The organism is aff. Roholtiella sp. LEGE 12411, assembly GCF_015206995.1.
In the GTDB taxonomy this organism is placed as follows: domain Bacteria; phylum Cyanobacteriota; class Cyanobacteriia; order Cyanobacteriales; family Nostocaceae; genus Komarekiella.
Map to the genome: position 1 here is coordinate 1 of NZ_JADEXR010000035.1, position 26,569 is coordinate 26,569.

Sequence of the window (26,569 nt, forward strand, 5' to 3'; positions counted from 1 at the left end):
GGGCATGGGGCATGGGGCATTGGGCATTAGGTATTCTCCATTTCCCCCACTCCCTGACTCTTCCACTCTCCTATCTTCCCACTCCCTTTTCTTTGAGAAAGGCATCAAACGTAAACTTATCTGGTAGCGAAGTTTGTGCGCCTGGTTTGGTTGCGGCTAAAGCACCCGCCGCCGCGCCCCAAACAACTGCTTGTCTTAAAGAAAATTGTTGAAAAAGTGCTGCTGCTAAACCGCCATTAAAAGCATCACCAGCAGCAACTGTGTCAACTGTACGAACTTGGAACGCGGGTACAAAGAATTTTTCCTCAGCAGTGGCACAGAAAACCCCCTTAGCACCCAATTTGACGATCGCACATCTGACACCCCGTTGCAATAAAACCGCAGCTGCTTCTGCTGCTCTTTCCTCCCCATCTACAGGAAAACCCACCAATTGCCCAGCCTCAACTTCATTCGGTGTAATAATATCCACTAATGGGTAAAGTTCAGCTGGTAAATCAGATTGTGCAGGTGCAGGGTCGAGAATTACCTTGATACTTGCATTTCGTGCCGCTTGGGCAGCTGCAACTACAGCAGCAATGGGAATTTCTAGTTGTAAAAGTAGTGCTGTAGCTTCTGGCAATAAGTGAGATAATCGTTCTACATCTTCTTGATTGACGCGCCCATTTGCACCAGGAATCACAATAATTTGATTTTCACCAGCATAATCTACGGTGATGATGGCAACTCCAGAAGTAACATTTTTATCCACAAAAACATTGTCAGTCTGTACACCAGATGCTTGCAAATTTTTGATAAGTTCCACACCAAAACTTTGTGGCCCCACACGCCCCACCATATAAGTGGGAATTCCTAATCGCGCCAGTGCTACAGCTTGATTTGCTCCTTTACCTCCGGGAACTTTAAAAAAATCCTCTCCTAGCAGCGTTTCGCCAGCGACTGGCAACCGGGGTGCTGTAGCTACCAGGTCTATATTGATGCTGCCGAAGACGATAATATTCATTGTGCTGATTTTTGTTTATTATTCAGCCTAATAGTACAAGAGGCGAGAGTGCAAAACACACGTTCTGTGATCGCAACATAGGGGATATGCAAAACACAGAGATAGTTGTTATTGGTAGCGGTATAGGTGGTTTAAGTTGTGCCGCTCTTTTGGCACGGTATGGCTTTGATGTCATAGTCTGCGAGAGCCATTCTATCCCTGGTGGTGCTGCCCACGGTTTTGAGCGCAATGGATTCAAATTGGACTCAGGCCCATCCCTTTACTCTGGACTATCTTACAGTCCCTCTGCCAACCCCCTACGACAAGTGCTAGACGCCATCGGCTCTCAGCTACCGTGCGTCACCTACGATACTTGGGGTTGCTGCCTACCAGAAGGTGATTTTAATACATCAGTGGGTGCCGAGCAATTTCGTGAAGTGCTGATGCAATTTCGTGGTCATGATGCTGTAGCCGAATGGCAGCAACTCCAGCGAGTTATGGAACCACTGGCTAGTGCAGCAACTGCCATACCATCAGCCGCATTACGCTTTGATTTGGGTGCAGCTAAAACTGTGAGCCGATTTGTCCCATCTCTGGCAAAGCACATTGCAAATGTGCCCAAGCTGACGGGCCCTTTCAGCCGGATTATGGATGGCGTTGTTAAAGACCCATTTACACGCAACTGGCTTAACATGCTTTGTTTTCTGCTTTCCGGGCTACCCGCAGACGGCACTAGTACCGCAGAAGTAGCATTTATGTTTGCCGACTGGTATCGACCAGGTGTAGTGCTTGACTATCCGATTGGTGGTAGTGGTGCTTTAGTTGACGCCTTAGTACAAGGATTAGAGCGACATGGCGGTCGGTTAATGCTAGGCGCTCATGTGGAGCAAGTGCTTATAGAAGACAACCAAGCTGTAGGTGTGCGTCTACGCGATGGCAAGGAAATCCGAGCGCGTCGCGCAGTAATTTCTAATACATCTGTTTGGGATACTTTAAAACTACTGCCAGAAAAGGCAGTGCCAAAACAGTTTCGTATCAAACGACAAGCGACACCTGAGTGTGATAGCTTCATGCATCTGCACCTGGGTATTAACGCCCAAGAATTACAGTCAAAATTGGAGTGTCACTACATCGTAGTCAACAATTGGGAAGCAGGCGTGACAGCACCTCAGAATGTTGTGTTGATATCAATTCCTTCAATTCTCGACCCATCCTTAGCACCACCAGGCAAGCATGTGATTCATGTTTATACTCCTGGTAATGAGCCGTATGCTCTTTGGCAAGGGATGGACAGGAAAAGCCAGGAATATGGCGAACAAAAGCTCTTACGTGCAGAAGTGATGTGGCAAGCTTTAGAGCGCATTATTCCAGATATTCGCTCGCGTTGTGAAGTCGCACTTGTCGGCACACCTCTAACTCACGAACGCTTTCTCCGTCGCCACCGAGGTTCTTATGGCCCAGCTATTAAGGCTGGAGTTAGTTTGTTTCCTGGCCCTAACACACCCCTACCAGGGCTGATGTGCTGTGGAGACTCAATATTTCCTGGCATTGGTTTACCAGCAGTCGCTGCGAGTGGGATGATTACTGCAAATACACTTGCACCTGTGAAGAAGCATTTAGCTATGCTTGAAGATATTAAGTGCATTTAATTTTTTGAACATTTAGTCTTTGCTTTGGCAGAAGAACTTAACCTAAACCTGAAAAGCACTGGTTCAGTTACTTGTAAGCGTCCAGACTTACTGCGGGGAGTAGAACCAGATTCAAGTTTTTACATTCAGAATAAACCCGTAATCAGACACAAGCAGAATCTCGACTTGACGCAAGACCCACCACCAGACTTAGTTATTGAGGTAGACTACACTAGCGCTGCTGTTGACCGACTCCCTATTTATCTTGCTTTAGGTGTTCCGGAAGTTTGGCGTTATGACGAACCTGTAATGCAGATTTACCAATTACAGGAAGATGTGTATATTCCCTGTGATGTTTCGCCTAGTTTTGCAAATCTTCCCCTAGCGGGAGCAATTCCCCGCTTTCTGTCCGAAAGTCTTAAAGTTGGGGAAATCCCAATGATTAGTTCATTTCGTGTTTGGGTAAAACAGCATATAGAAAATTTATAGACATAGAGGTATAGACGTGTTCTTCATGCATGGGGGTTGTCCTTTGTGATTAGTCAAAAGTAACTGGACTTTGGACTAATGACAGTCTGAGCCAGTGAATGTGCAACTTGGACGCACGTTAGCTTAACAGCTTGTCGTCAGATATTGGTAAAAGGATGTATTATGTCAAAGTGCATCATACACAAGCCGTTGTTTTATGCCTAGCGTTGAACCAAACGAAAACCGAGAGCATCGCATTAAAACAGAAATCATTATCGATGCCGAAGATAAAGAAGAACGGGCGATGGGTTGGTATTACTATCTCGACGATACTTTGAACGTGCCCTTTATGGCTAAGTGGGCGAAAAAGGGACGTAAATCGAATACTGTCGAGGAGAAACAAGTCGAAGTGTTAGGAATGGCACCAGACGATGAGTGTTTAAAAGATATGTTTGTGGAAGTTGTTTATCCAGATGGCAAGGATGAAGATGTATTCTCTGCAAAGTTATCTGAAATAACAGCTATTGATGCTGATAGTGAAACCCAAGAAGCACTGGCAGACTGGCACTATTGGCTTGCTAGAGGATATAAATTCTAAGATCAAGTAGCGATCGCATCGCAATTAAATTTTATGACAAATGTCGAATAATCCGGCAAGGATTGCCAGCAGCAACGACATTTTCAGGTATATCTTTGACAACAACACTGCCAGCACCAATGGTTGTGTTATCACCAATTGTTACCCCTGGACAAATAATTGCACTGCCGCCAATCCAAACATTATTACCAATTTTAATCGGGGCAGCTAACTCTCTACCGGAAAGCCGAATTTCTGGTTCTGTAGGATGATACGCAGTGTAAATCTGTACATAAGGAGCGCACAACACATTTTCACCAATGTGAACTGTATTGCAGTCTAAAATCACACAGCCATAGTTCATATATAATCCGTTGCCAGCATAAATGTTACTGCCGTAGTCACAGTGAAAGGGTGGCACTATTAATGCTTGTTGTCCCACTTTTCCAAATAATTCCTGCAAAATTTGCTGCCGTTGTTCTTGCTGTTCTTCAGTTGTAGAATTGTACATTCGCAGTAGACGAATAGCTAGCTTATTTTCGGCAACCAATTCCGAATCGTTTGCAAGATATAACTCGCCTGCGAGCATTTTCTGTTTCTCTGTTTTTTCCATGACAGAATTTATAAGTGCAACTGAATATAATTTATCTATAAAACGCAAGTATATATGATTTGCAAATTTTTTCGGCGACTTTCTAATTTTTAACAGTGCCCTTGAACAAAAATTCATCTTTCATCGGACTTACGCACTGTACAAATGCATCGTGATGTGAATTAACTAAAATAGGTTGTTTCAGGCTTTTCTTAATTATCCTGCGAGTAAAAATAGACCATGCTGTGCCCTTACGAAAGATATGGTTTTTCAGCTTTATCCATATTTGGTATTTATTGTCAATGCGTAAGTCCTATTTCATTGAGATTCAGCCATTTGAAATGCCTGCTATTTTCTCTGGCAATTCATCTCAACGCCTCTCTATCGCGTAGGCGTGAGGCTTCTTGCTTTTCAGCTAAATATGATATAAGTAGCTTTTCCTTGCTGCTTAGCTCGGTACATAGCAATATCAGCATCCCGTAGTAGGGTTGCTGGCTCCTCATAATAATTAAAACTCAAAGCAATACCAATGCTGGCTGTAGTAGATACTTGATGTCCATTCAGGCTAAGTGGTATCTTTAAAGCGTCTTGAATACGTTTGGCAACATTGGTAGCGTCGCTAATATCTTTTATATCTTCTAAAAGAACAGTAAACTCGTCACCGCCAAATCGTGCTACAGTATCCCCACTGCGTAAGCATGACTCCAAGCGTCGGGCGATTTCAATCAAAAAATCATCACCCATAGTATGCCCAAAGCGATCATTAATCTCCTTGAAGCCATCTAAATCCAAAAACAAAACCGCAAAATAATAATCGCTTTTGCGTTTGCTACGCTCGATTGCTTGTCTGAGCCTATCCTGAAATAAAACACGATTTGGTAATGCTGTCAACCCATCATAAAATGCATTGCGGAGCAGTTGCGCCTCTGTCTGCTTACGTTTAGTAATCTCTTGAAAAATTAAAACTGCACCAGTAGTGTTGCCATTATGATCGCGGATGGGTGCAATATTATCCCCAATCTGTATTTCTCTACCATCTTTAGCAACCAGTATACAATTTTCCGGTAAATTCAAAACCTCACCTGCTTCTATTGCGTGTGTAGCTAAATTTTTAATTACTTCTTCCCCATTTTTGTTAACTAAGCTGACAACTTCTACTAAATCTTTACCAAATGCTTCATCTTGCTTCCAACCAGTAAGATCTTCTGCTATGGGATTCATCATTTGAATGCAACCATTGGCATACGTTACAACCACCGCACAGCCCATACTGTTGATAATTGCTACTAGCCTCTGTTTCTCTTCTTGTAATCTCTTTTCAATCTGGTGTTTGTACAAAGCCATTTCTACTGCAATGTATAAGTCTCTTTCAAGAAATGGTTTAGTAATGTAGCTGAAAGACTCACTTGGTCGCTTTTTATGTAATCTTGTATATTCTGAATGCTTTGTTAGATATAATACAGGCACCTGGAAATGATTTTGAATAATATCCGCTGTTTGCTCACCATCAATTTCACCACTTAGGCAGATATCAATTAATACTAAATTTGGATTAGTCTCTGCTACTTTTTTTATTGCTTCTTCACCAGAATCAGTGGTTTCTGGAACAGAATAACCTAACTTTTGTAAACTTTTTCTAATATTTGAGGCTAGGATTTTTTCATCCTCAACAACTAGAATTTTGCGTGCGAACATGTTACAGTAACCTGTTTGCTAAGGTTCAGATGCTGTTGTCAGTATCAACTAAATCTGAAAGTCATTATTATTATAATAGTTAATCTCTAATTCACTGTCTCCTTGCTGGACAAAAATACTGAACTCATAATTAAACAGTATATTATTCACCTATTATAGTCTGTGTATTTGGCAAAGTTAATCTGATTAGCATGTACACTTAATATCAAGTTATTAACATTGAATTTAAATTGGCGTAAAGTTACCAGTAATTAAAGTCTGATTCTTAAGAACATGCAATTAACTTTTTCTTAAAAAGCACAACTTAATGCGGTAATTACCGAAAATACTATCGAGCAAAAATGTTAATTAAATGACACCAAAAACATTGCATAGATGAACAAAATCTGTACAAAAGTATTGTATTTGTTCAGTAAATTTAATTTTTTGCACTGCTATAATACTGATATGTTTTTTACTAAACCACTTAAATAAATTTATTGTGTATTGTCTTTTAAATTACAAAAACAATATTTAGCAGGACTTACGCAACTGGCATATTATTTTAAGTTCGTAGTAAGGACTTTAGTCCTCACTACAAACAAAAAATTGAGATTTTTGTGAAACTTGCGTAAGTCCTGTTTAGATAAAATGCAGTTAAGTATAAAAATATGCATAAAAAAAGTAAGCATGTAGAAAGAAACAGCAATAATTAACAGTCAAAAACCCTTGTATCATTAGCTTTTAAATCTAGGCTAGTAACTTTGCTACATATATGTTGATTTATGCTCAGTTACTTAGAAGCTATTTATCACTTCTGGTCAATAAACACAAATACTGGCATTTTAAAATATGCACTTTAAAGATATACCATCAAATAACATAATTTTTTTTAGCTTTTGAGAACGAGGCAGTACAAGGGGGAAAATAAAGGGAGCAGAATGGAGCAATGGAGAGATTATCATTGTCAGAGACTCCCATTCTCCAGATAAATCCGCTCTCCTCCGCTTGCTGGTGGATCTGGTTCAGGAAACAAAGTACACTTTGTGAATTTAGAGGTCGGACTTAGCTCTAGTTAATTCAATGCTAATTTTGCCGCTAAAGTCTGGAATCGGTGCGGCTGGTTTACTCAAAGTGACTTGGACTTGTGTCACACGATCGCACCCTTGGAGAATAGAATCTGCGATGGTGCCTACTAATCGTTCCACTAAAGCAAACTTGGATGTTTTTACCAGATGTTGTACCAAGTTAATGACGCTGCGGTAATCTAGAGTATCTTCGATCGCATCAGTCTTGGCAGCGGTGGAGATATCCAGCCATAATTTCACATCGACCTCAAACCATTGTCCTAAAACTTGTTCTTCTGGCAAGTAACCAGTATAGCCATAGCAGCGAATTCCCGTTAAATGAATGCAATCCATAAGAGTTTGAGTGCGAATTTGATATCTTGCAGAAAGTGTAGCCATCCCTCAAGGATAATTTTCCGACTTCCCCGACTTGAAAAACCAGCGTTATGGCGACTGGCTTAACTTTCCAAGACGGATTTTAAATGGAAATATCCTAGACAAAATCTAAAATTTAAAATTGTCTTATCGCTCTGTGGGATTTGATGCTAATCGCCTTTAGAAATGTTAATCAACTTTGGGCTTATATTTTAACCGAGACGCTAAAGCGCCTCGGATTAACTTGTGCCGTCATTTGTCCTGGTTCACGCTCCACACCCCTAGCAGTTGCTTTTGCCCAGCAAGTACCTGACATTGAAGCGATTTCCATCCTCGATGAACGCTCCGCAGCCTTTTTTGCCTTGGGACAAGCTAAAGCAACCGGACGCCCTGTGGCACTACTTTGCACCTCTGGTACAGCAGGGGCGAACTTTTACCCAGCAGTAATTGAAGCCTCATATAGTCGCGTACCACTGTTGGTATTAACCGCCGATAGACCTCCAGAATTGCGAGATTGCCACTCTGGGCAAACTGTAGACCAATTGAGATTATATGGAAACTACCCAAATTGGCAAACAGAGTTAGCCTTACCCTCATCTGACATGGGAATGCTAGCTTACCTGCGACAAACGGTAATTCATAGCTGGGAAAGAGCGCAAACTCCTACAAAGGGGCCAGTACATTTGAATATTCCCTTTCGCGATCCCTTAGCACCTGTACCTGATGGAACTGACTTGAGTTATTTGCAATCAAAGTTTCACCCAGAAGACTTTTTCGCAGGAATAATAAACCCATGCCCGATGACCTATGCCCCATGCCCCATGCCCAAAGAATGGCAACAATGCGATCGCGGTATCATCATCGCTGGGGTTGCTCAACCGTCGCAACCACAGGAATATTGTAGAGCGATCGCGCACCTTTCCCAAACTCTCCAATGGCCTGTGCTAGCTGAGGGGCTATCCCCAGTCAGAAATTATGCCGACCTCAACCCCTATTTAATTTCTACCTATGACCTGATTTTGCGAAATCAGCAACTAGCAAAGCAGCTATCACCTGAAATGGTGATTCAGTTAGGAGAAATGCCTACGAGTAAAGAACTACGTAACTGGATAGATGCAACCCAACCGCGACGCTGGGTAATTGATCCCAGCGATCAAAACCTTGATCCTTTGCACGGAAGAACCACGCATTTACGGATGTCTGTAGAAAACATCAAGACAGAGGAGAGAAATTTATCTTTCTCCTGCGACTATTTGCAGCAATGGGGTGATGCGGAAGCTAAGGTCAGGTTAGTTGTTGACCAGACTATGGGGAAAATAGATGAAATCATTGAGAGTAAAGCAGCTTGGTTAATTGCTCAGATTTTACCGCCAGAAACGCCTCTATTTATCGCTAATAGTATGCCTGTGCGGGATGTGGAATTTTTCTGGAAACCGAATAATTTAGGGGTGCGATCGCATTTTAACCGTGGCGCAAATGGTATCGATGGCACATTATCCACCGCTTTCGGAATTGCTCATCGCCAGCAAAGTAGTGTGATGTTAACGGGAGATTTATCTCTGTTACATGACACCAATGGTTTTTTAATCCGCAATAAGTTTATCGGACATCTGACAATTGTATTAATCAACAACAATGGCGGTGGTATTTTTGAAATGTTACCCATTACCAAATTTGACCCACCATTTGAAGAGTTTTTTGGCACACCCCAGGATATTGATTTTGCTCAGTTGTGCGCTACTTACAATGTGCAGCACGAATTAATTACTTCTTGGCAGCAATTACAGCAAAGATTAAACCCATTGCCAGCTATGGGAATTCGGGTTTTAGAGTTGCAGACAAATCGCAAAATTGATGCCAAATGGCGACAAGAAAATTTAAAGAAGTTTGCCGCAGATATTACAATTTAATTATTCCGTTAGATGTTGCTGAATAACATTTAACAATTCAAAATTCAAACATTTTAGATATTTTCAGACGGGGATTTAAACCCCGATGAAACTGATGCTACGTGTAATCGTTGGGGTATTAAACCCTTTTATTTACGATAAATATAGTGTTTGTGGTATTAAATTTAAAAATACTCTACCATAAGCATTTCAAGTGCTGGCGTTGCTCACCCTTGCAAAGTATTATAATTAGTAGTACAATAACGACTCTAGCGAATTTAGCGACAAATGCGACAAGATGCAGAACATATCAATAATGATAGTGAAGAAGATATTTCGTTTTTGACAACTATTGAAGTGGCTGAACTTCTTCGTGTTCACCAAAGAACTGTACAAAGATGGATATCATCAAATAATCTTAAAGCTACAAAAGTAGGGCCAAGAATTTGGCGGATCAGAAAAAAAGACTTAGATGAGTTCCTACAAAGAAATAACAGTAGAAAACAAGCAGAATAAAATATTAACTAAAATGGCAACAGGAATACCTAGTAGACATAGTCGTAAAAGTAAAAAACAAAATGTAATTCCTTTTCGTCTGGAATATGAAGGGAAAATTCCTAGAGAAGATATATTAAAAATTCCGGCAGCCAAGTTACACCGGATAATAAGTGTAGATAAAAATCCAAAAAATAGACTAATATATGGAGAAAATTTAAGAGTTCTTAGTTCGTTTTTGAACGATGATACTGTCGTTGGTAAAGTTAGTTTAATTTATATTGACCCTCCCTATGCAACAGGGAGTAGTTTTGAATCTCGTCAAAGAGTTCATGCTTACTACGACCTAATGGAAGGTGCAGAATACTTGGAGTTTTTACGTCAACGACTGGTTTTACTAAGAGAAATTTTATCAGATGAAGGTTCTATTTATATACATTTAGATGACAACATGGCTTGCGCTGTCAAAATTATAATGGATGAAATTTTTGGTTCTAAAAACTTTCGCAATTTGATTACCAGAAAAAAATGTAACCCGAAAAATTATACACGTAAACAGTACGGAAACACCTCTGACTACATCCTATTTTACACAAAGACAGATAATTATATATGGAATCAGCCTTTTAACCCTTGGACTGAAACTACTGCAAAGAAAGAGTATCAATATCTTGAAAAGGAGACTGGAAGAGTTTATAAGAAAGTTCCTGTTCATGCACCAGGTGTAAGAAAAGGTGCAACAGGTCAACCCTGGAGAGGAATGCTACCTCCTCCAGGTAAACACTGGCAATATACTCCAGAGACTTTAGACGAAATGGATGCACGCGGAGAGATTTACTGGTCACCAACAGGAAACCCAAGAAGAAAAGTTTATTTAGATAATAGTCAGGGTATTTCAGTCCAAGATATTTGGCTTGATTTCAAGGATGCTCACAATCAAAATATTAAGATTACTGGCTATCCAACAGAAAAAAATCCAGATATGATCAAACAAATAATTCTAGCCTCATCTAATGAGGGAGATATTGTGTTAGATGCATTCGCTGGAAGTGGTACTACTGCTGGTATAGCTGAAGAGTTAGGTAGAACATGGATAGCTATTGATAATTCACAACTTGCTATAGCTACAATAGTTCAGCGTTTAATTAAAGGAACAGAAGTCATGGGTGACTTTATTAACGGAAATAGTTCCGCTAAACATGAACCAAAATGCTTAATAGGTATAAATAGAGTTTTACAAAGCGGTCTAAATTTGTATATTGAAGAAACACCAGAATTAGAGTTTATCTCTGATAGTGTAATACATGATTGGAATAGCAAACTCAACTTTCAAGCCAATATTGTGTAAATCTATCATCAAGCATTTTCAGGGTGCATACCATTATTTTGCCAGTACCATAGCTTTCTAAACGAGCGTAATCATTCCACATAGATCCTAGTAGTAATCCTGGCCCATCATTCAAAAAAAATACTTTTAAAGCCACTTTATAGGTATCAGCATACTTGAGAATATCAGTTGCTTTATCTCGATTTCCACCAGTTCGATCATCTTCTTGAGAACCTCCTCTATCAGAGTCATAACGAGCAAATCCGACTACCAATGGGGTTCCATCTAATCGAGATATAAAAATATCTGCTGGAGTTTGAGCTTCCCAATTATCCAAAACCTTATCAAGCATTACATCTTTTCCAGCACGAACTGGCCCCTGAATTATATAGTTTTTACCAAATACTCTGTCAAACCATAAGAAAAACGCTTCTGTCAAGTCATAGCCTTTTTGCCCCCGTTTACTCTGTTCTAAAAGAAGAGCCATCAGAGTTTCATCGGGTACAGGACGACTTTGCAAATTTCTTATAACCTCTTCTAAGCTACGAAATCTTTCACTGAAGTCGTTAATTATATTGGGAATATCACGTTTTTTCTTGGTCATTTCTACTGTAGTATCTGGTGATACATACCTCCGAAATACTCTAAGAAGTTGAATACGTAAAGGATCAGGCTCTTTTGTGATAATTTCGAGTAAATTTGCAGAGTTTGTTGCTTCGTGTACCAATTCTATGAAACGCTCCAAAACTTTCTCGTAGAGCATTTTAGCTTCATCTAAAGAATCAGGGTAGAATGGTGAGTCAAATATGGTAATCCATTTAGATGCAGTTACTTTGTAGCTACTGAATGAAATCAAATGACAATCTCCATTAATATAATTGATACAATTATTTAAGTATAAGCTACATGATTATATAAAGAAAATTACTCAGTAATTTCACCAAATAGTCGTTTTAACAGTCGGAGGATGAGCGATCGCGCTCCTTATTCCACCGCTTCTGATATAATTGCGTGTCTGCGAATACTTCTTCACTTCGGGAAACTTTATTTGTAGCCATGATTATTTTACTGAAGTGCGATCGCCCTTCTTCTTCGCGCCTCTGCGTGAGATTTACCCTCTTGGTTGACCTTGTAACCACCCTTCCAAATCAGCAAGAGTAGAGAAATCCAACAAAGCATCACCTAAAGCTTCCAACTGTTCCACCGATAAACCTTGAATCTGGGACAGAAGCGCATCAGGGATATTACCCACACGCCGATTTAATAGTCGTAAAACGATCGTTCTTTCTCCTTCGACCTTTCCTTCTTCCTTCGCTTCCAGAATAGCCCGTGGTTCTTCCAGATTTAGTCCCAACATCGCTGCAATCTCCTCCCGACTAAGGTTAGAAAACTTGTAGACAAGAATCGTCGTCACCAAATCTATTATCGCTTGCTCCGATTGTTGCCGTGCTTGCTCCAGCAAAAACCGCGCCCCTTCCACTGCTTCCGTTTCAGAAGTAACATTTGTCAGCAACATCAAACCCAATCCCAAAGGTTGTTGTCGCAAATCCCCCAACTCATCCAGATAAACCCGCCTGACTTGACCACTTTCCAACAAAGCGCGGTGAATCATTGAGCTGGTAGGTTCAAGACTGCGAGAACCAAAGATTAACACCCCAAACCAGTCATCGTAACGGATAGAGTGGCGGTAGAGAAACAAAAACAATTCACTAAAAAAGCGGTGATATAGCTCATCATCCTTCTGAAACTGCACTTCTGCAAAAAAGACGGTTTTGGTAACTGCATTTGCGGGAGGTAAAAACACTCCATCAATCCGAAACGCCGTTTCTTTCACTTCAACTGATTCAAACTGGTAGTTTTCCGCTTCTGGGGGTGGTTCATCTACTAATTCAAACAGCAAAAGAGGAAATTGCTTAAATAATTTGTAGAAGATAGTGTCACGTCGCATATTTATTCCTCAACACCCAGACAATTACCAGATTGTAAAGGCTTAAGACGCAAATTTTAGTGTAGGCGTAGCCCACCGCAGGTATCGCATGTCCCTGCGTCCGCGATAAAATTTTCAAGCACAACAGCGCACTCCATACCCATGCAAGTCAACTGGCAAACTGTCAAAACCTACGAAGACATCCTGTATCACAAAACCGATGGTATCGCCAAAATCACCATCAACCGTCCCCACAAACGTAATGCCTTCCGCCCCAAAACAGTTTTTGAATTATATGATGCTTTCTGTGATGCCCGTGAAGATACTACTATTGGTGTTGTCCTATTTACAGGTTATGGCCCACATACAGATGGCAAATATGCCTTCTGCTCTGGTGGCGATCAAAGCGTAAGGGGACATGCAGGTTATGTAGATGATACTGGCATCCCCCGCTTAAACGTGTTGGACTTGCAACGCTTGATTCGTTCCATGCCGAAAGTGGTGATTGCTTTAGTCGCTGGATATGCGATCGGTGGTGGACACGTACTACACTTAATTTGTGACCTCACCATTGCCGCCGATAATGCTATTTTTGGACAGACTGGCCCCAAAGTTGGTAGTTTTGATGGTGGTTTTGGGGCTAGTTATCTTGCCCGCATTGTTGGACAAAAAAAAGCACGAGAAATTTGGTTTCTCTGCCGCCAATATAATGCACAACAGGCTCTAGAAATGGGTTTAGTTAATTGCGTCGTTTCAATAGAACAACTAGAAGCCGAAGGTATTCAATGGGCGCAAGAGATTTTAGAAAAAAGTCCGATCGCAATTCGGTGTCTCAAAGCCGCATTCAATGCTGATTGTGACGGACAAGCTGGTTTACAAGAACTCGCTGGCAATGCCACCTTACTCTATTACATGACAGAAGAAGGGGCTGAGGGAAAACAAGCATTTCTCGAAAAGCGTCCACCTAATTTTCGGGATTTTCCTTGGTTGCCTTAAAATGGCAAAAATCGCACCTTTGAGCGAGGTACGATTTTTGCCCATGACAACATTTACTAGAAATCTTAAAAGCAAATCTTATATTTAGCAGGTTAAAAACTGATTAGAGTAATGATGGGTAGCTAAATAAGTACTGCTTTAGTTTTGACCTGTTCAGATGTACAGGGAGTTGTTTCTTGTACAGGGGTAAGAGCAGCACTGTCTAAATTGGAGGCAAGGGATTGAGAAGCAGCTAAAACTGGTGTTGCATCCGGCAAACTCCAAGCATCTTCCAAGGTTTCCCAAGAAGGTGCAAAAGGTGGAAGCGCCAAAGAGCAAGCTTTCCAACTTGCTTGCACTTGTGCTCCTAACAGTTGACACATTCCACCACGGCGGCCCTCCGGCTGGTAATGACGGCAATATCGACAGGCAGATGTCAAAAATTTAATAGGTTTCATTTGGGTTCATCTTTAGCGCCGTTGTGGGCTGATCTTCACCCTTATATTTTCCTTCTATATATAAAGACGTACTAGAGGCGAAAAGTCATTATTATCTATGGGTTCTAGCGATCCCCAGTCAAAAATAAACTTTAGAATGTCTTTATATTCTTGTTATACTTTTAAATGATTTTAGAGTGGTTAGTAGGTATTTTAGTTAAAAATGATTAGGGATCAAGGTTAAAAAGAAGGCTTTCGATTTAGCCAGCCTTTTAAGTTCTTCCTTAAGAGGACTGAAACTAGGCAGTTCGAGATTCATTAACCTAGATGATGTAGCGTGGCTTGCTTATTTTAATAACAAATTATTATTTGTCTAAAGAATTTAGGAATTCTCTGCGTAGCACGAACAAGTTACTTAGCTGCAAAAAAATTCTGACTCTATTCATAACTGCTTAGCGACACACAGAGAACAGACACCCCAGCGCTGGAGTTCGCCGGGTGGGGTGGGAGATTGACACTGGGGACAAAGCGGTAAGCCATGCGATCGCGCTTGCATTGTCTTAGCCCAATGCTCAAAAGCAGTATTTGCATCCTTAACATCTGGTGTAACATGACGGTGGCTCACCTGATCACCAAGGTAACTGGGATGCTCAGACGGCAAAACCGTTTCTTGCTGTTTGCTCGTTACTGGTGAATGCTGCCAACTAGCAGTAGAGAAGCGAATATCCAGTAAAGGCGTTGGCAGCTTTTCATTCAACTTTAAAAGCAATTGCGATCGCCCAAAAGTTAGGTTTTGCGCCCAAGCAGCACTGGAAGTTGCCACCCACAAAACATCGCGCTGAATCGACAATGGTTGAGTATGTGCAGCAACCACTGTGCCAACAACTTCCGCCCAACACTTGAGCAAGCGTTGCAATGGTTGCTCCTGCCATTGAGCCTGCTTTTCTAAAACACCTAAAATATCATTAACTGATTTCAACGACATCTTGAAAAAGTGCTGAGTCCTGAATCTAAGCTAAGAGACTATCATTTTTTGTTGTGAACGATAATTGCTCAGCGTCTATCTATATAGATAATTTTCGCTAGTATTGGCACAAATGTATCTAAAGTTAATCCAGTAGTCTACGTTTGAGGCACAGAGCCAATGACTCAAAACCCCCTAATTGATTCCAGCACTCAATCGTCTAAAACACCTGGGTTGAAGCCAGCACTAGCGGCAGCATTAGCGAGTTTAGAGGTGCAGCTAGATCAAGAATTAGCGCGATACCGACGCACGCGAACTGGATCGAGAACATTGAACCAACCCCGTGTGGGGGGTTATATTAGCAGCCAACCCCAGCAGTTTACTGCCATCACTACGACATCAAGCACAACTCAACAATCAGTAGCGGAAATAAAAACCAACACGTCGCCTGCATCTATACCTGCAAATCCCCAGGATAACGCAGCCCTTACAGTCAAAACTCAAGAACTGGATCATCTCAAGAGATCATCCAGCCTTGATGCCAAAACACAAACTCCACCACCCCCGCCCAATAGCAGCAGTATCGTACCAGCAGTTATTAAAACTACTAAGAGTGAAAATCTCGTACAGTCGGATGACACTCCCAAACAACCAGATGACTATTTAGAATCTAGTGAAGCACTGCTGCGAAGTCTGACAGAAGAACAACCAGAAACCAAAAAAACAACCAATTCTAACGACAGTCTGCTATCACCTTTGGGTATCGGCTCTATGCTGCTGTTATTAGTGGCGAGTCTTACCTTGGGCTATGTAGTGTTCAATCCTAAAAGCCTACCGCAGTTGAATTTAAGCAAATTATTTAACAGCGATTCGTCTGCGACAGGAGAAAATACTGAGGAAGTTGGGAGTAATGCTCAATCTCAGCCCCAACCAGAGATCACATCCATACCCAAATATCCCAATCTAGCAGCTAAAGAGTTTCCCGAACTCAGAGATCCCAATGATGTAGTTGGCTTAAAGCCTAAAGTTCAACAAACTCCCATTGCAGTACTCAATCCAGTCGCTCCCAAAAACCCTGTAAATCCTCAAGTAGTATTGCCCAAACCGATCGCCGATCAACCGACAAATGCGATCGCCACAACACCATTACCGAACCTGAATTCGTCTTTGACTCCAACGGCAGAAACCTCACCCCGCAAAAGCGCAACCCCACTCAAGCCGAATGCAGAAATCAAACCAGCAGCAGATGGGTACTATCATATAGTGACGGATAATCAAGGACTAAGCGCTTTAGCCTCAGCACGACAAGTAGTTCCCGATGCTTATTTATCACGTAACCAAAAATTCATTTATCTAGGTGCTGTGAAGTCTAAAGAGGAAGTAGAACGAAAGCTACAAGAGCTAGAGGCCAAAGGAATTAAAGCACGGATTCAGCAGCAATGAGTTGCAAAAATCTACGATACCATGAGGAAAACAGCTACAATCAGCCCTACCTATTGACTGGCAATAAACGAGAAAGGCAGTCTTCTCTACGAAAGGAGCACCAATTTCTCAAGAAAGTGAATGGAGAGTCGAAATGGAATTGATTAAGCGTATCCTGCGAGTGATTCGCGCTAACCTTAATAGTTTGATAGGCAGCGCCGAAGATCCAGAAAAGATTCTAGAACAAACTGTTATAGAGATGCAGGAAAATTTGGTGCGATTGCGGCAAGGTGTAGCACAAGCGATCGCTACCCAAAAACGCACCGAACGACAAGCAGCAGCTACCCAGTCTCAAGCAGAAGATTGGTATCGCCGCGCCCAATTGGCACTGCAACAAGGCAACGAACTTCTAGCAAGGGAAGCTCTCACCAAACGTCAAGCTTACCAGGAAACTGCTAAAGCTCTCTCTGCTCAGATAGAGCAGCAAAACGATATAGTAGCTAGGCTAAAAAAGGATATGCGGACGTTAGAGTTAAAAATTTCTGAGGCGAAGACCAAAAAAGATATGTACATTGCTCGCGCCCGTTCTGCCGAGGCGTCTTATCGACTCCAGGAAATGCTCAGTGGAGTTTCTGCTACCAGTAGTCTGAACGCCTTTGAGCGCATGGAAGAAAAAGTGTCGCAGATAGAAGCCAAATCAGAAGCGATCGCTCAACTCGGTAGCGACGATCTGGAAAAACGATTTACTTCGCTCGAATCTACTAATGATGTTGATGCCGAATTGGCAGCAATGAAAGTACAGGTATTAAATCAGGCAAAAAATACACAGCAGGACACTCTCACACCGCTCCCTTCAATGGAGAGAACCTCCGTACAGGAGTGGCTCCTTACCGAAGAAAATCAGAGGACAGCGCTACCCCCTCAACAGCAGTTACCCAAATCTCAGGAATCGTGAAGTTAGGAAAATTATTGCAGCTTGGACATATCTTAATATTTAAGAGTCTTTGGGGGGTACTGATCCAACCTGGAAAGATTACATTGAAATAGGTAGCTATTAAAAAGTAAAAAAGCTAACAGTCTAACAAAGCACGTAAACCACACAAGGAAAAACAAGGTTATGGGATTATTTGATCGCATTAAGCGAGTAGTCGGTGCTAACCTCAACGACTTAGTAAATAAAGCTGAAGATCCGGAAAAAATGCTAGAGCAAGCCGTCCTAGAAATGCAGGAAGACTTGGTACAGCTGCGTCAGGGAGTTGCCCAGGCGATCGCCGCCCAAAAACGTACTGAGAAACAGTACAACGATACCCAAAATGAAATTAATAAGTGGCAACGCAATGCTCAATTAGCTCTGCAAAAAGGCGATGAGAATTTGGCACGACAAGCACTAGAGCGTAAAAAAACTTATACTGACACCGGCACGCAGCTCAAAGCCAGTTTAGATCAACAAAGCACTCAGGTTGAAACCCTCAAGCGCAACTTAATTCAGTTAGAAAGCAAGCTTTCTGAGGCTAAGACCAAAAAAGAAATGCTCAAAACTCGGATTACTACAGCCAAAGCCCAAGAGCAACTTGAAGGCATGGTGCGTGGGATGAATAGCAGCAGTGCAATGTCTGCCTTTGAGCGGATGGAAGAAAAAGTCTTGATGCAAGAAGCTCGTGCTCAATCGGTTGCAGAGTTGGCAGGTTCAGATTTAGAAAGCCAATTTGCACGTTTGGAATCTGGTAGCGATGTTGATGATGAATTGGCAGCTTTGAAGGCGCAGATGTTACCACCTGCAAGTCCACAAAGTCAGCCCCAACTGCCACCACAACAACAAACTACTGCTCCTAAATCTAATGAAGTTGTTGAAGTTGTTGATGCCGAGTTAGATTCCCTACGCAAGCAATTGGATCAAATGTAACATTGGCAAAAAACTTATTTGAAGCCAGTCCCACGCCTGTTGGTTGTGGGATTTTGCATAAACTGTCAGTTATTTGTTGCTTACCACTGATAACTGATATAAGTATAGGATTCCTATTTGATTCTTGACCAAACTTCGTACACCTCTAATTCCCTTCTTTCTTGTTAAGAGTTCCCTGTTCCTGTCTCTACAAGTCAGTTACCCAATTAAATCAGATTATTAGAACTGACCACTGACTGTCAGATTGGGATAGAGTATTGTGTGTGCCAACTTTGATCAATGCCACCTCATGGAGACTGGAATGAGTAAGGGTGTAATCACCATAACTGATGCTGAGTTTGAAACCGAAGTGTTAAAAGCCGATCTGCCAGTATTGGTTTACTTTTGGGCTTCTTGGTGCGGGCCTTGTCAACTGATGTCGCCAGCGATTAACTCAGCGGCTATTGCATATAGCGATCGCCTCAAAGTCGTTAAAATGGAAATTGACCCCAATCCACTCACTGTTAAGCAGTACCAAGTGGAAGGCGTACCCGCTCTCAGGTTAATTCAAGACGAGAAAGTTTTAATATCCACTGAGGGAGTCATCGGTAAAGACAAATTACTCACCCTCCTAGATACACACTTAAGTAGTAATTAGTCATTAGTCATTAGTGAGCTAGCGTCGTCTTCTCCCAAAGAAAGAAGATCAAACTGGCTGACAAAGGACAAAGCGCAAAGTCTGAGCGGAGGAAGCCTCCCATCAGAACTTTGTAAGAGAGGACAAAGCGAAAAGTTTTGATCCGAGGCTTCCTCGGATCAAAACTTTTCAAGAGAGGACAAATGACTAACATCCAATTTGCAAAACGTTTACAACCTCTGCAATCCAATGTATTTGCTGATATGGACAGGGCCAAGGCAGTAGCTTTGACTGCTCGACGACAGTTAATTGATCTATCGCTGGGGTCTTCTGATTTACCAGCTGAGCCACACGTCATCGAGGCGATCGCCCAGTCCCTAGATGATCGCAGTACCCACGGTTACTTGCTGTTTAATGGCACTCAAGCATTTCGCCAAGCCGCAGCCAACTGGTACGAACAAAAATTTGGCCTGCAAGTCGATCCGCAAACTGAGGTTTTACCTCTGATTGGTTCCCAAGAAGGCACAGCCCATTTACCCCTAGCATTGCTTAATCCAGGAGATTTTGCCCTATTGCAAGATCCAGGCTATCCCTCCCATGCAGGGGGAGTCTACCTAGCCAGTGGTCAAATCTACCCGATGCCACTACGGGTAGAAAACGGTTTTTTACCAGTTTTTGCCGATATTCCCGCCCCTGTTTTGGCTCAGTCGCGGATGATGGTTTTAAGCTATCCTCATAATCCTACTGCTGCGATCGCCCCTTTATCTTTCTTCCAAGAAGCTGTCGCCTTCTGTCAAGAACATAATCTCGTGCTGGTTCACGATTTTCCCTACGTAGATTTAGTATTTGAGGCTGGGGACTGGGAAAATTCTTCTCTCAATCAAAAATCCTTAGTCCCTTCAGTTCTGCAAGCTGATCCAGAGAAAAGCGTTTCAATTGAATTTTTTACTCTTTCCAAGTCTTATAATATGGGCGGCTTCCGCATTGGCTACGCCATCGGTAATGCCCAGTTAATTAACGCCTTACGTCAGGTAAAAGCAGCTGTTGATTTTAATCAGTATCGAGGGATTTTAAATGGTGCGATCGCAGCCCTGACTGGCCCTCAAGCTGGAGTTAAATCTGCTGTGGCTACCTTCCGTCAACGCCGTGATGCCTTCATTACTGCTTTACACCGCATTGGCTGGCACGTTTCCACTCCCAAAGCCACAATGTACATCTGGGCAAAGTTGCCCTCACCCTGGAATCAAAACTCTATAGAATTTTGTACCCAGCTAGTCAAACAGACTGGTGTAGCCGCTTCGCCAGGTGCTGGCTTTGGCAAATCTGGAGAAGGTTATGTCCGCTTTGCTTTAGTACATGAGCCACTTTTGCTAGAAGCTGCTGTGGAGCGAATTTCTGAGTTTCTTAATTCACCCTCTACCTAAGTGACTACAACTCAGTATTTAAGCTAATGAGTATTTAACTTGCATATTTTTCAGCAGTATTCTTTAAAGCAAAGCTTCGATGCATTAATGCCCCAAAGCTTTGCTTACTAAGATAAAGACACTAGTATCGGCGCCTAGTGTCTTTTTTTATAGGACTTACGCACACTCTACGAATTCTCGGCGTTCTTCTCTACGATCCGCTGCGCGTTTACGTAGTGTCTCGTAGAGAAGGCGTCTTCTGTGCTAGACGCTGCGCGTTGACGAAAGCCTCTGGTAGAGATGGCGGTTCGATCAATTAAGCTTTTTGGCAACTTTTGCGTAAGTCCTATTAGCTTATGACTCTTGCATAGTTTTTCATGCTATATTTATAATGTTTTATTAAGCACTACTATTTTACGATAAGCTACGTAATTAAACGCATACGACTACAGAAATATTCGTCATCTTTTTATTGCTAATCAACAGCAGCTTTACCCAATCACGTCTCCTAGTTTCATAAACTGGGTTTGTACGCTCAGCTACCAAATACGGCTAACAATGCTGGTTGTGCTTTCAAGCAGCCATATTGTCATCAAGCCTGTAGTCAAGGCAGCCAAAACCTAGAAGCGGCAGAGTAGTTTAAAACTTAACTCCCTAACTGACGGAGACTTGAAAAAAAATGAAAATGAATTTTGAAAAACTTGTAATTGGTGCCTCAATAGCTATTGGTGTGAGCGCGATCGCTACTGTACCAGCACAAGCTGGCACGCTCACCGGCGCTAGTATAGGTGGAACAGCAGCAACTGATTATTTAGTCTATGATTCCAACGCTACAAATACCTTTGCTATACCTAATTCCCAAACAAATGTCCAAAAAGTCCTAGATGGTAGCGCTGCAAATCCTACTGGAAATGTAGAATTAGCTGCTAGTAGTGAAAAAGCTGGTTTTAACTTTACCAAGAATACCACCTTACAAGGGCAAATTGGTGGCAAAGATATTACTCTTAGCAGCTTAACTTTATCTGACTGGACAAGTTCTTATAAAGGAACGACCTTTGGTCAGTATTGGTTTAATCAGGCTTTAACTTTCAACGGTTTAAGCAGTGTTGTTGGGACAATCACAGGTCAAGGTTTATTTGCTAACTTTGTCAACCAAGGAGGCTTTCAACGCTTCAGTGACCCGAATATTTCATACGTAAACCAAAATGACAATACTGGTTTAATTAGTATTGGGTTAGCAGGTCACTATGATGCAGCACCACTATTAGGACTTTCGTCTAATCCACTACGTCCATTACAAGCAAGTGAAATCGTTAAATACACTTATAATGGCGTGACTGATTACCTATTCAGCTTTCAAGCTACCAGGTCAGGTTTAACTGAACTCAGTGATGGTGTATCTCACAGTGGTAATTACCAAGTAAGCATCCAAGGTGTGCCTCCAACAGCAGTACCAGAACCCTCAGTCATACTTGGTATGCTGAGTGTTGCTGGAGTCTTTGCCACACAACGCAAGTTGAAAAAAGCGTCTATTTGAAATTGCATTTGAAACACTACAGTCAAGTAAGGGAGCTTATAGCTCTCTTTTTTTATGAGCACTTTTTTACAACTATCAAATGATTTATACCCTCTGTTAAATTACCTAACATCCTGATAAAAGCTGATCTAAATATAAAATTTTCCCCGTTTATTAAAATACATTTTCAGAAATTTTACCCAGATAAACTAGGCATATTAATTTTTAAAATAAACTAATCATTTACTATAAAAAATTATAAAAATTACGTAAAGAAAATCTTAAATTTACTAGTGTTTGTATTTGAGGATAATATCATTAAATGCAGAAGTGCAGCAAAAATTAATTTATCTTTTGTCTAAATTGAATAAATCAGGCTTTTAACTTTCTCACATTTTGTATGCACTGTTGTTTAAGCCTCTGGCAATAATCATGGATTTTGACCTAAGAAGATAGACAGCAATGACAACACATTTACTTACCATAAATCAGCAATTAAAATCGCATAAAATAAGACGGATTTTATTAATTGAAGATAATGATGTTAATAGGATGCTGTTGAGTGACTATCTAAGCTACTGTGGATACGATGTCCAAAGCTTGTCAAAAGGCTCCGCTTTTTTCTCAACTATAGAGAGATTCCAGCCGGAGTTAATGTTATTAGACTTAAAATTGCCAGATATTGACGGTTATTCGCTCTTAGAACAGATCCAGAAAAAACCAGGTTTCTCAAAGATACCTATCATTGTGGTTTCAGCCTTTGCTTTTAAAGCAGATCAAGAACGAGCTATGAATTTGGGCGCACGTCACTACTTTGTTAAACCCGTAAATCTTAATAATCTGATCATTACAATTGAAGAAGAGTTTACTGAACGCTATGTATAAGTTTGGATAACTGGCATGTATTTATTCAGTTTTTTTTCGGCAATCAACTCTTCAGCAGTCTCACTCATATTTTCTACATAATTACCTATTTTAGAAATTTTAAGTTGTAATTGTGCTAAAAGCAAAACTGCTGCTTGCAGTTCATTGAGCATTTCACTCATTCCCTCATTATATGGTGCTTCAAAAGAGATGTAATACACTTAATGACAGCAGTGACTTAAGTGTAAATACGATGAATACACACATTTATACTTAATATTGACTTCATAAATTCCCTACAAAATCGGCATAAAAAAATAATTTTTCTTAAAATAGAGAAAGATTACCTAACGTTGGTTGTGACAATACCTACTCAAACACTATCACTGGTTAAAGAACCCGAAAGACTAGAAAGCCGTCTAGCCGAAATCCCGCCGGAACCGGGAGTGTATTTTATGCGGGATCAGAACGATCGCATAATGTATATAGGTAAGTCGCGCAAATTGCGATCGCGTGTTCGTTCCTATTTCCGAGACGCGCACAATCAGAGCGAACGCATAGCCACAATGGTAAAACTGGTGACAGAAATTGAATTTATCGTCACCGATACCGAAGCCGAAGCATTAGCGCTGGAAGCAAACTTGATCAAGCAGCATCAGCCATACTTTAACGTGCTCCTCAAGGATGATAAAAAATATCCCTATGTATGCATTACTTGGTCAGAAGACTATCCTCGGATCTTTATCACTCGCAAGCGCCAATTAGGTAAAGAAAAGGATAAATTTTACGGCCCTTATACTGATTCTGGTTTATTGCGAGAAATATTACGCCTGTGTAAGCGAATCTTCCCTCTACGACAACGCCCTCAACCACTATTCAAAGATCGTCCTTGCTTGAATTATGATTTAGGGCGGTGTCCAGGTGTGTGTCAGCAACTGATTTCATCAGAAGAATACCGCAAAATTGTGCAAAAAATAGCGATGGTATTTCAAGGTCGGACTCAGGAACTGATTGATATCTTGACACAACAGATGCAAGCAGCAGCAGAAGGGTTGAACTTTGAGTCAGCGGCGCGGATTCGCGATCAAATTGCTGGCTTGAAGTCGCTAAATGCAAATCAAAAAGTATCACTACCAGATGATACAGTTTCGCGGGATGCGATCGCACTGGCCGCTAACGACAAACACGCCTGTATTCAATTATTCCAGATTCGCGCTGGGCAATTAGTAGGACGCCTAGCATTTGTAGCTGATACTCATGCAGAACCAGCAGCTATTTTACAACGAGCCTTGGAAGAACACTACCAAACTGCTGACTCCGTGGAAATACCCACAGAGATTTTAGTGCAATACGATTTACCAGATGGCGAAATATTGGCGGATGTCTTGACTCAGCGCAAAGGAAGAAAAGTAACGATTTTGGCTCCAATGCGGCAAACCAAGGCAGAATTAATTGAGATGGTAGAGCGAAATGCCCAGTACGAATTGCAAAGAATGCAGAAATTAGGCCATCGCAATCACCAAGCAATGCAAGATTTAGCCGCCATTCTCGATTTACCAGACTTACCCCGCCGGATCGAAGGTTATGACATTTCCCATATTCAAGGGTCAAATGCTGTAGCTTCCCAAGTCGTGTTTATTGATGGTTTACCCGCTAAGCAGTACTATCGCCACTACAAAATCAAAAATCCCACAGTCACAGCAGGACATTCAGATGATTTTGCCAGTCTTGCTGAAGTTATCCAGCGTCGGTTCCGTAAGTATGATGTCAGTGAAAGTGCTACAGATCCACAATTGCCACGCTTGGGTAATCCTGACTGGCCTGATTTAATCATGATAGATGGTGGTAAGGGTCAGTTATCATCGGTTGTCGCTGTTTTGCAACAGATGAATGTATTAGAAGACTTGCGAGTTGTTAGTCTGGCGAAGCAGCGAGAGGAGATTTTTTTACCAGGAGAGTCTAAACCTTTGACAACTGATGCAGAACAGCCTGGAGTACAGTTGCTGCGACGGTTGCGGGATGAAGCACATAGATTTGCAGTCAGTTTCCATCGCCAGCAACGCACTGACAAGTTAAAGCGATCGCGTTTAGATGAAATTCCTGGTTTGGGACACCATCGCCAAAAGCAGCTGTTAGGGCATTTTCGCTCAGTTGATTATATTCGCCAAGCGACACCTACACAACTAACTGAGGTTTCCGGAATTGGCCCTCATTTAGCTCAAGAAATTTACGATTATTTTCATCCCTCTTGAGGTGAACACAGAAGCCACAGTCTGATGTCAAAGAAAATCAAGAAGACGAGAAGAAGTCATGGGTTTATGATCACCCATTAGCAAAAAACTAGGTTAACAGATATAGCCAATACCTTTAATCAATAGCATTGGAATTTTTGATTGAAGTGTCTCACTAGGATTTAATTTCTTATAATACTGCGGTTTTTAATTGAATAAATCACACGCCTGGGCGCACAATATACTGTGTTTCTATAATGGCTGTCACGTAAGTTCAGTAGACCGGGAGAGCATGATCCCCACTCTGTAAGACTTACAGTGAGGTTTACATGAATAGACAATAGTATGGCGAGTATTGCAATGCCCACCATACAAATAAGGAACTATTTGCTGTAGTCTACTCAATTTAAAACCGCTGTATGTTTAATATCAAAGCGTAAATTAGATATTTTTTACTTAATTATCTGCAAATGAATATTAATTAAACATTAAGAGACAAATTTTGTGACTAAAGATACAGTATTTTTTGGGCTTTGATTTTTGAATTATAGAATACCTTTTTATTTTTTTGTTTGAAATGACTATAAACAAGGCTATCTCAAGGTATTAACAATAGGGATCGCTATATCTCTAAGCAGCCTTCACTGAAAAATTTAATTTATATATCTAAAGCAAGATGGTAAAATTACTGAAATACTAGGATAATGAATAAAATATCAGAAAACTTTGAAAACTCCAATCTTGTTTAAGATAAGCAACTAATATTGTGAGCGTTTGTTCAGTTTGATCGAGCCAAAATTTTGGCTGGTTCATCTCATACTTATTCCAAATCAAAAAAATTACAACCAAGGGTTTTAAAATGCAGATAGTACAAAATATTCACTGCCCAAACTGTGGTAGTAAAGCAGAACGCTATTATATTTCTGATAGTCAAATAACTCGAACACAATGCCCAAGTTGCGATTACTTAATGATTAGTTGCACTCGTACTGGCAGAGTTATTGAGGCTTATGCTCCAGGAATTCACGCACACCGTTAAAAACTAAAAATTGGAGAATCTTTTCTCTAATTTTTAATAAACATGTTTAAAACCTGTATTAAGTTTGACTTTAGAAACTAAAAGTAATTCAAGTTGCTAGTTGCAAGAGATAATATCATCTCCGGCTAAAAAAAGAATCTCCTACAAGATACTTCTCCACGATGCGCTACGCGTAGCTTGCTTACCCGTAGGGTTACGCTA

25 protein-coding genes are annotated in these 26,569 nt (G+C 41.2%); 16 read left to right on the forward strand and 9 right to left on the reverse strand.

Annotated elements, in window-relative coordinates; translation table 11 throughout:
* Nucleotides 1-70 precede the first annotated feature (70 nt).
* Nucleotides 71-1,000, reverse strand: coding sequence for a ribokinase (rbsK, locus tag IQ246_RS10500; protein WP_194002705.1), 930 nt, complete (start codon nt 998-1,000; stop codon nt 71-73).
* 86 nt (nt 1,001-1,086) lie between these two features.
* Here rbsK and IQ246_RS10505 point away from each other — a divergent pair, with 86 nt between their 5' ends.
* The 3 genes from IQ246_RS10505 (at nt 1,087) to IQ246_RS10515 (ending at nt 3,673) form a co-directional block, all read left to right on the forward strand.
* Entirely contained in the window at nt 1,087-2,628 is a 1,542-nt protein-coding gene (locus tag IQ246_RS10505; protein ID WP_194002707.1) for an NAD(P)/FAD-dependent oxidoreductase, read from the forward strand.
* Nucleotides 2,629-2,652: 24 nt separating this feature from the next.
* A complete protein-coding gene (locus tag IQ246_RS10510) occupies nt 2,653-3,096 on the forward strand; it encodes a Uma2 family endonuclease (RefSeq protein WP_244141982.1) in 444 nt (147 codons plus the stop codon).
* Between the two features lie 196 nt (nt 3,097-3,292).
* Nucleotides 3,293-3,673, forward strand: coding sequence for a calcium-binding protein (locus tag IQ246_RS10515; protein ID WP_194002708.1), 381 nt, complete (start codon nt 3,293-3,295; stop codon nt 3,671-3,673).
* 31 nt (nt 3,674-3,704) lie between these two features.
* On the opposite strand, the gene IQ246_RS10520 is transcribed toward IQ246_RS10515, so the two are convergent.
* From IQ246_RS10520 to folB, 3 genes are all read right to left on the reverse strand, one after another.
* A complete protein-coding gene (locus tag IQ246_RS10520; protein WP_194002710.1) occupies nt 3,705-4,265 on the reverse strand; it encodes a sugar O-acetyltransferase in 561 nt (186 codons plus the stop codon).
* A 390-nt stretch (nt 4,266-4,655) separates the two neighbouring features.
* A complete protein-coding gene (locus tag IQ246_RS10525; protein ID WP_194002718.1) occupies nt 4,656-5,939 on the reverse strand; it encodes a diguanylate cyclase domain-containing protein in 1,284 nt (427 codons plus the stop codon).
* A gap of 1,031 nt (nt 5,940-6,970) precedes the next feature.
* Nucleotides 6,971-7,339, reverse strand: coding sequence for a dihydroneopterin aldolase (gene folB, locus IQ246_RS10530; protein WP_194002792.1), 369 nt, complete (start codon nt 7,337-7,339; stop codon nt 6,971-6,973).
* A 188-nt stretch (nt 7,340-7,527) separates the two neighbouring features.
* On the opposite strand from folB, the gene menD reads away from it, so the two are divergent.
* The 3 genes from menD (at nt 7,528) to IQ246_RS10545 (ending at nt 11,092) form a co-directional block, all read left to right on the forward strand.
* Nucleotides 7,528-9,270, forward strand: coding sequence for a 2-succinyl-5-enolpyruvyl-6-hydroxy-3-cyclohexene-1-carboxylic-acid synthase (gene menD / locus IQ246_RS10535; protein WP_194002720.1), 1,743 nt, complete (start codon nt 7,528-7,530; stop codon nt 9,268-9,270).
* Between the two features lie 267 nt (nt 9,271-9,537).
* Nucleotides 9,538-9,765 carry a helix-turn-helix domain-containing protein gene (locus tag IQ246_RS10540; RefSeq protein WP_194002722.1) on the forward strand — a complete coding sequence of 76 codons (228 nt, stop codon included), beginning with the start codon at nt 9,538-9,540 and terminating at the stop codon, nt 9,763-9,765.
* Complete coding sequence (locus tag IQ246_RS10545; protein WP_244141983.1) at nt 9,722-11,092, forward strand: site-specific DNA-methyltransferase; 1,371 nt, start codon at nt 9,722-9,724, stop codon at nt 11,090-11,092. Before IQ246_RS10540 ends, IQ246_RS10545 begins: the two co-directional genes overlap by 44 nt.
* On the opposite strand, the gene IQ246_RS10550 is transcribed toward IQ246_RS10545, so the two are convergent.
* Both IQ246_RS10550 and IQ246_RS10555 read right to left on the reverse strand, forming a co-directional pair.
* Nucleotides 11,067-11,927 (reverse strand): hypothetical protein, encoded by an 861-nt coding sequence (locus IQ246_RS10550; protein WP_194002724.1) that lies wholly within the window; start codon nt 11,925-11,927, stop codon nt 11,067-11,069. The genes IQ246_RS10545 and IQ246_RS10550 overlap by 26 nt on opposite strands.
* A gap of 255 nt (nt 11,928-12,182) precedes the next feature.
* Nucleotides 12,183-13,019, reverse strand: a complete 837-nt coding sequence (locus IQ246_RS10555; protein ID WP_194002726.1) for an Rpn family recombination-promoting nuclease/putative transposase — start codon at nt 13,017-13,019, stop codon at nt 12,183-12,185.
* A gap of 141 nt (nt 13,020-13,160) precedes the next feature.
* Between IQ246_RS10555 and menB the strand changes: the two genes are divergently transcribed.
* A complete protein-coding gene (gene menB / locus IQ246_RS10560) occupies nt 13,161-13,994 on the forward strand; it encodes a 1,4-dihydroxy-2-naphthoyl-CoA synthase (protein ID WP_194002728.1) in 834 nt (277 codons plus the stop codon).
* Between the two features lie 122 nt (nt 13,995-14,116).
* Here the strand turns inward: menB and IQ246_RS10565 are convergent, their stop codons facing one another.
* Together IQ246_RS10565 and IQ246_RS10570 are read right to left on the reverse strand one after the other, a co-directional pair.
* On the reverse strand, nt 14,117-14,431 hold the full coding sequence (locus IQ246_RS10565) for a hypothetical protein (RefSeq protein WP_194002730.1): 315 nt from the start codon (nt 14,429-14,431) through the stop codon (nt 14,117-14,119).
* A 421-nt stretch (nt 14,432-14,852) separates the two neighbouring features.
* Complete coding sequence (locus IQ246_RS10570) at nt 14,853-15,395, reverse strand: DUF721 domain-containing protein (protein ID WP_194002732.1); 543 nt, start codon at nt 15,393-15,395, stop codon at nt 14,853-14,855.
* A 159-nt stretch (nt 15,396-15,554) separates the two neighbouring features.
* Here IQ246_RS10570 and IQ246_RS10575 point away from each other — a divergent pair, with 159 nt between their 5' ends.
* From IQ246_RS10575 to IQ246_RS10605, 7 genes are all read left to right on the forward strand, one after another.
* The gene (locus IQ246_RS10575) at nt 15,555-16,817 is read left to right on the forward strand and encodes a hypothetical protein (protein WP_194002734.1); all 1,263 of its coding nucleotides are present in this window, start codon (nt 15,555-15,557) and stop codon (nt 16,815-16,817) included.
* A gap of 133 nt (nt 16,818-16,950) precedes the next feature.
* Nucleotides 16,951-17,751: a PspA/IM30 family protein gene (locus IQ246_RS10580; RefSeq protein WP_194002735.1), complete on the forward strand. Its 801-nt coding sequence runs from the start codon at nt 16,951-16,953 to the stop codon at nt 17,749-17,751.
* A gap of 162 nt (nt 17,752-17,913) precedes the next feature.
* On the forward strand, nt 17,914-18,699 hold the full coding sequence (locus tag IQ246_RS10585) for a PspA/IM30 family protein (RefSeq protein WP_194002737.1): 786 nt from the start codon (nt 17,914-17,916) through the stop codon (nt 18,697-18,699).
* Between the two features lie 301 nt (nt 18,700-19,000).
* On the forward strand, nt 19,001-19,336 hold the full coding sequence (locus IQ246_RS10590) for a co-chaperone YbbN (protein ID WP_194002739.1): 336 nt from the start codon (nt 19,001-19,003) through the stop codon (nt 19,334-19,336).
* Between the two features lie 191 nt (nt 19,337-19,527).
* Entirely contained in the window at nt 19,528-20,739 is a 1,212-nt protein-coding gene (locus tag IQ246_RS10595) for an LL-diaminopimelate aminotransferase (RefSeq protein ID WP_194002796.1), read from the forward strand.
* Nucleotides 20,740-21,397: 658 nt separating this feature from the next.
* The gene (locus tag IQ246_RS10600; protein WP_194002741.1) at nt 21,398-22,255 is read left to right on the forward strand and encodes an NF038130 family PEP-CTERM protein; all 858 of its coding nucleotides are present in this window, start codon (nt 21,398-21,400) and stop codon (nt 22,253-22,255) included.
* 441 nt (nt 22,256-22,696) lie between these two features.
* Entirely contained in the window at nt 22,697-23,119 is a 423-nt protein-coding gene (locus IQ246_RS10605) for a response regulator (RefSeq protein ID WP_194002743.1), read from the forward strand.
* On the opposite strand, the gene IQ246_RS10610 is transcribed toward IQ246_RS10605, so the two are convergent.
* Nucleotides 23,110-23,271 (reverse strand): hypothetical protein, encoded by a 162-nt coding sequence (locus tag IQ246_RS10610; protein ID WP_194002800.1) that lies wholly within the window; start codon nt 23,269-23,271, stop codon nt 23,110-23,112. The genes IQ246_RS10605 and IQ246_RS10610 overlap by 10 nt on opposite strands.
* A 186-nt stretch (nt 23,272-23,457) precedes the next feature.
* Between IQ246_RS10610 and uvrC the strand changes: the two genes are divergently transcribed.
* Together uvrC and IQ246_RS10620 are read left to right on the forward strand one after the other, a co-directional pair.
* Complete coding sequence (uvrC, locus tag IQ246_RS10615) at nt 23,458-25,350, forward strand: excinuclease ABC subunit UvrC (protein ID WP_194002745.1); 1,893 nt, start codon at nt 23,458-23,460, stop codon at nt 25,348-25,350.
* Between the two features lie 838 nt (nt 25,351-26,188).
* Nucleotides 26,189-26,368 (forward strand): replication restart DNA helicase PriA, encoded by a 180-nt coding sequence (locus IQ246_RS10620; protein WP_194002747.1) that lies wholly within the window; start codon nt 26,189-26,191, stop codon nt 26,366-26,368.
* The last annotated feature ends 201 nt before the right edge of the window (nt 26,369-26,569 follow it).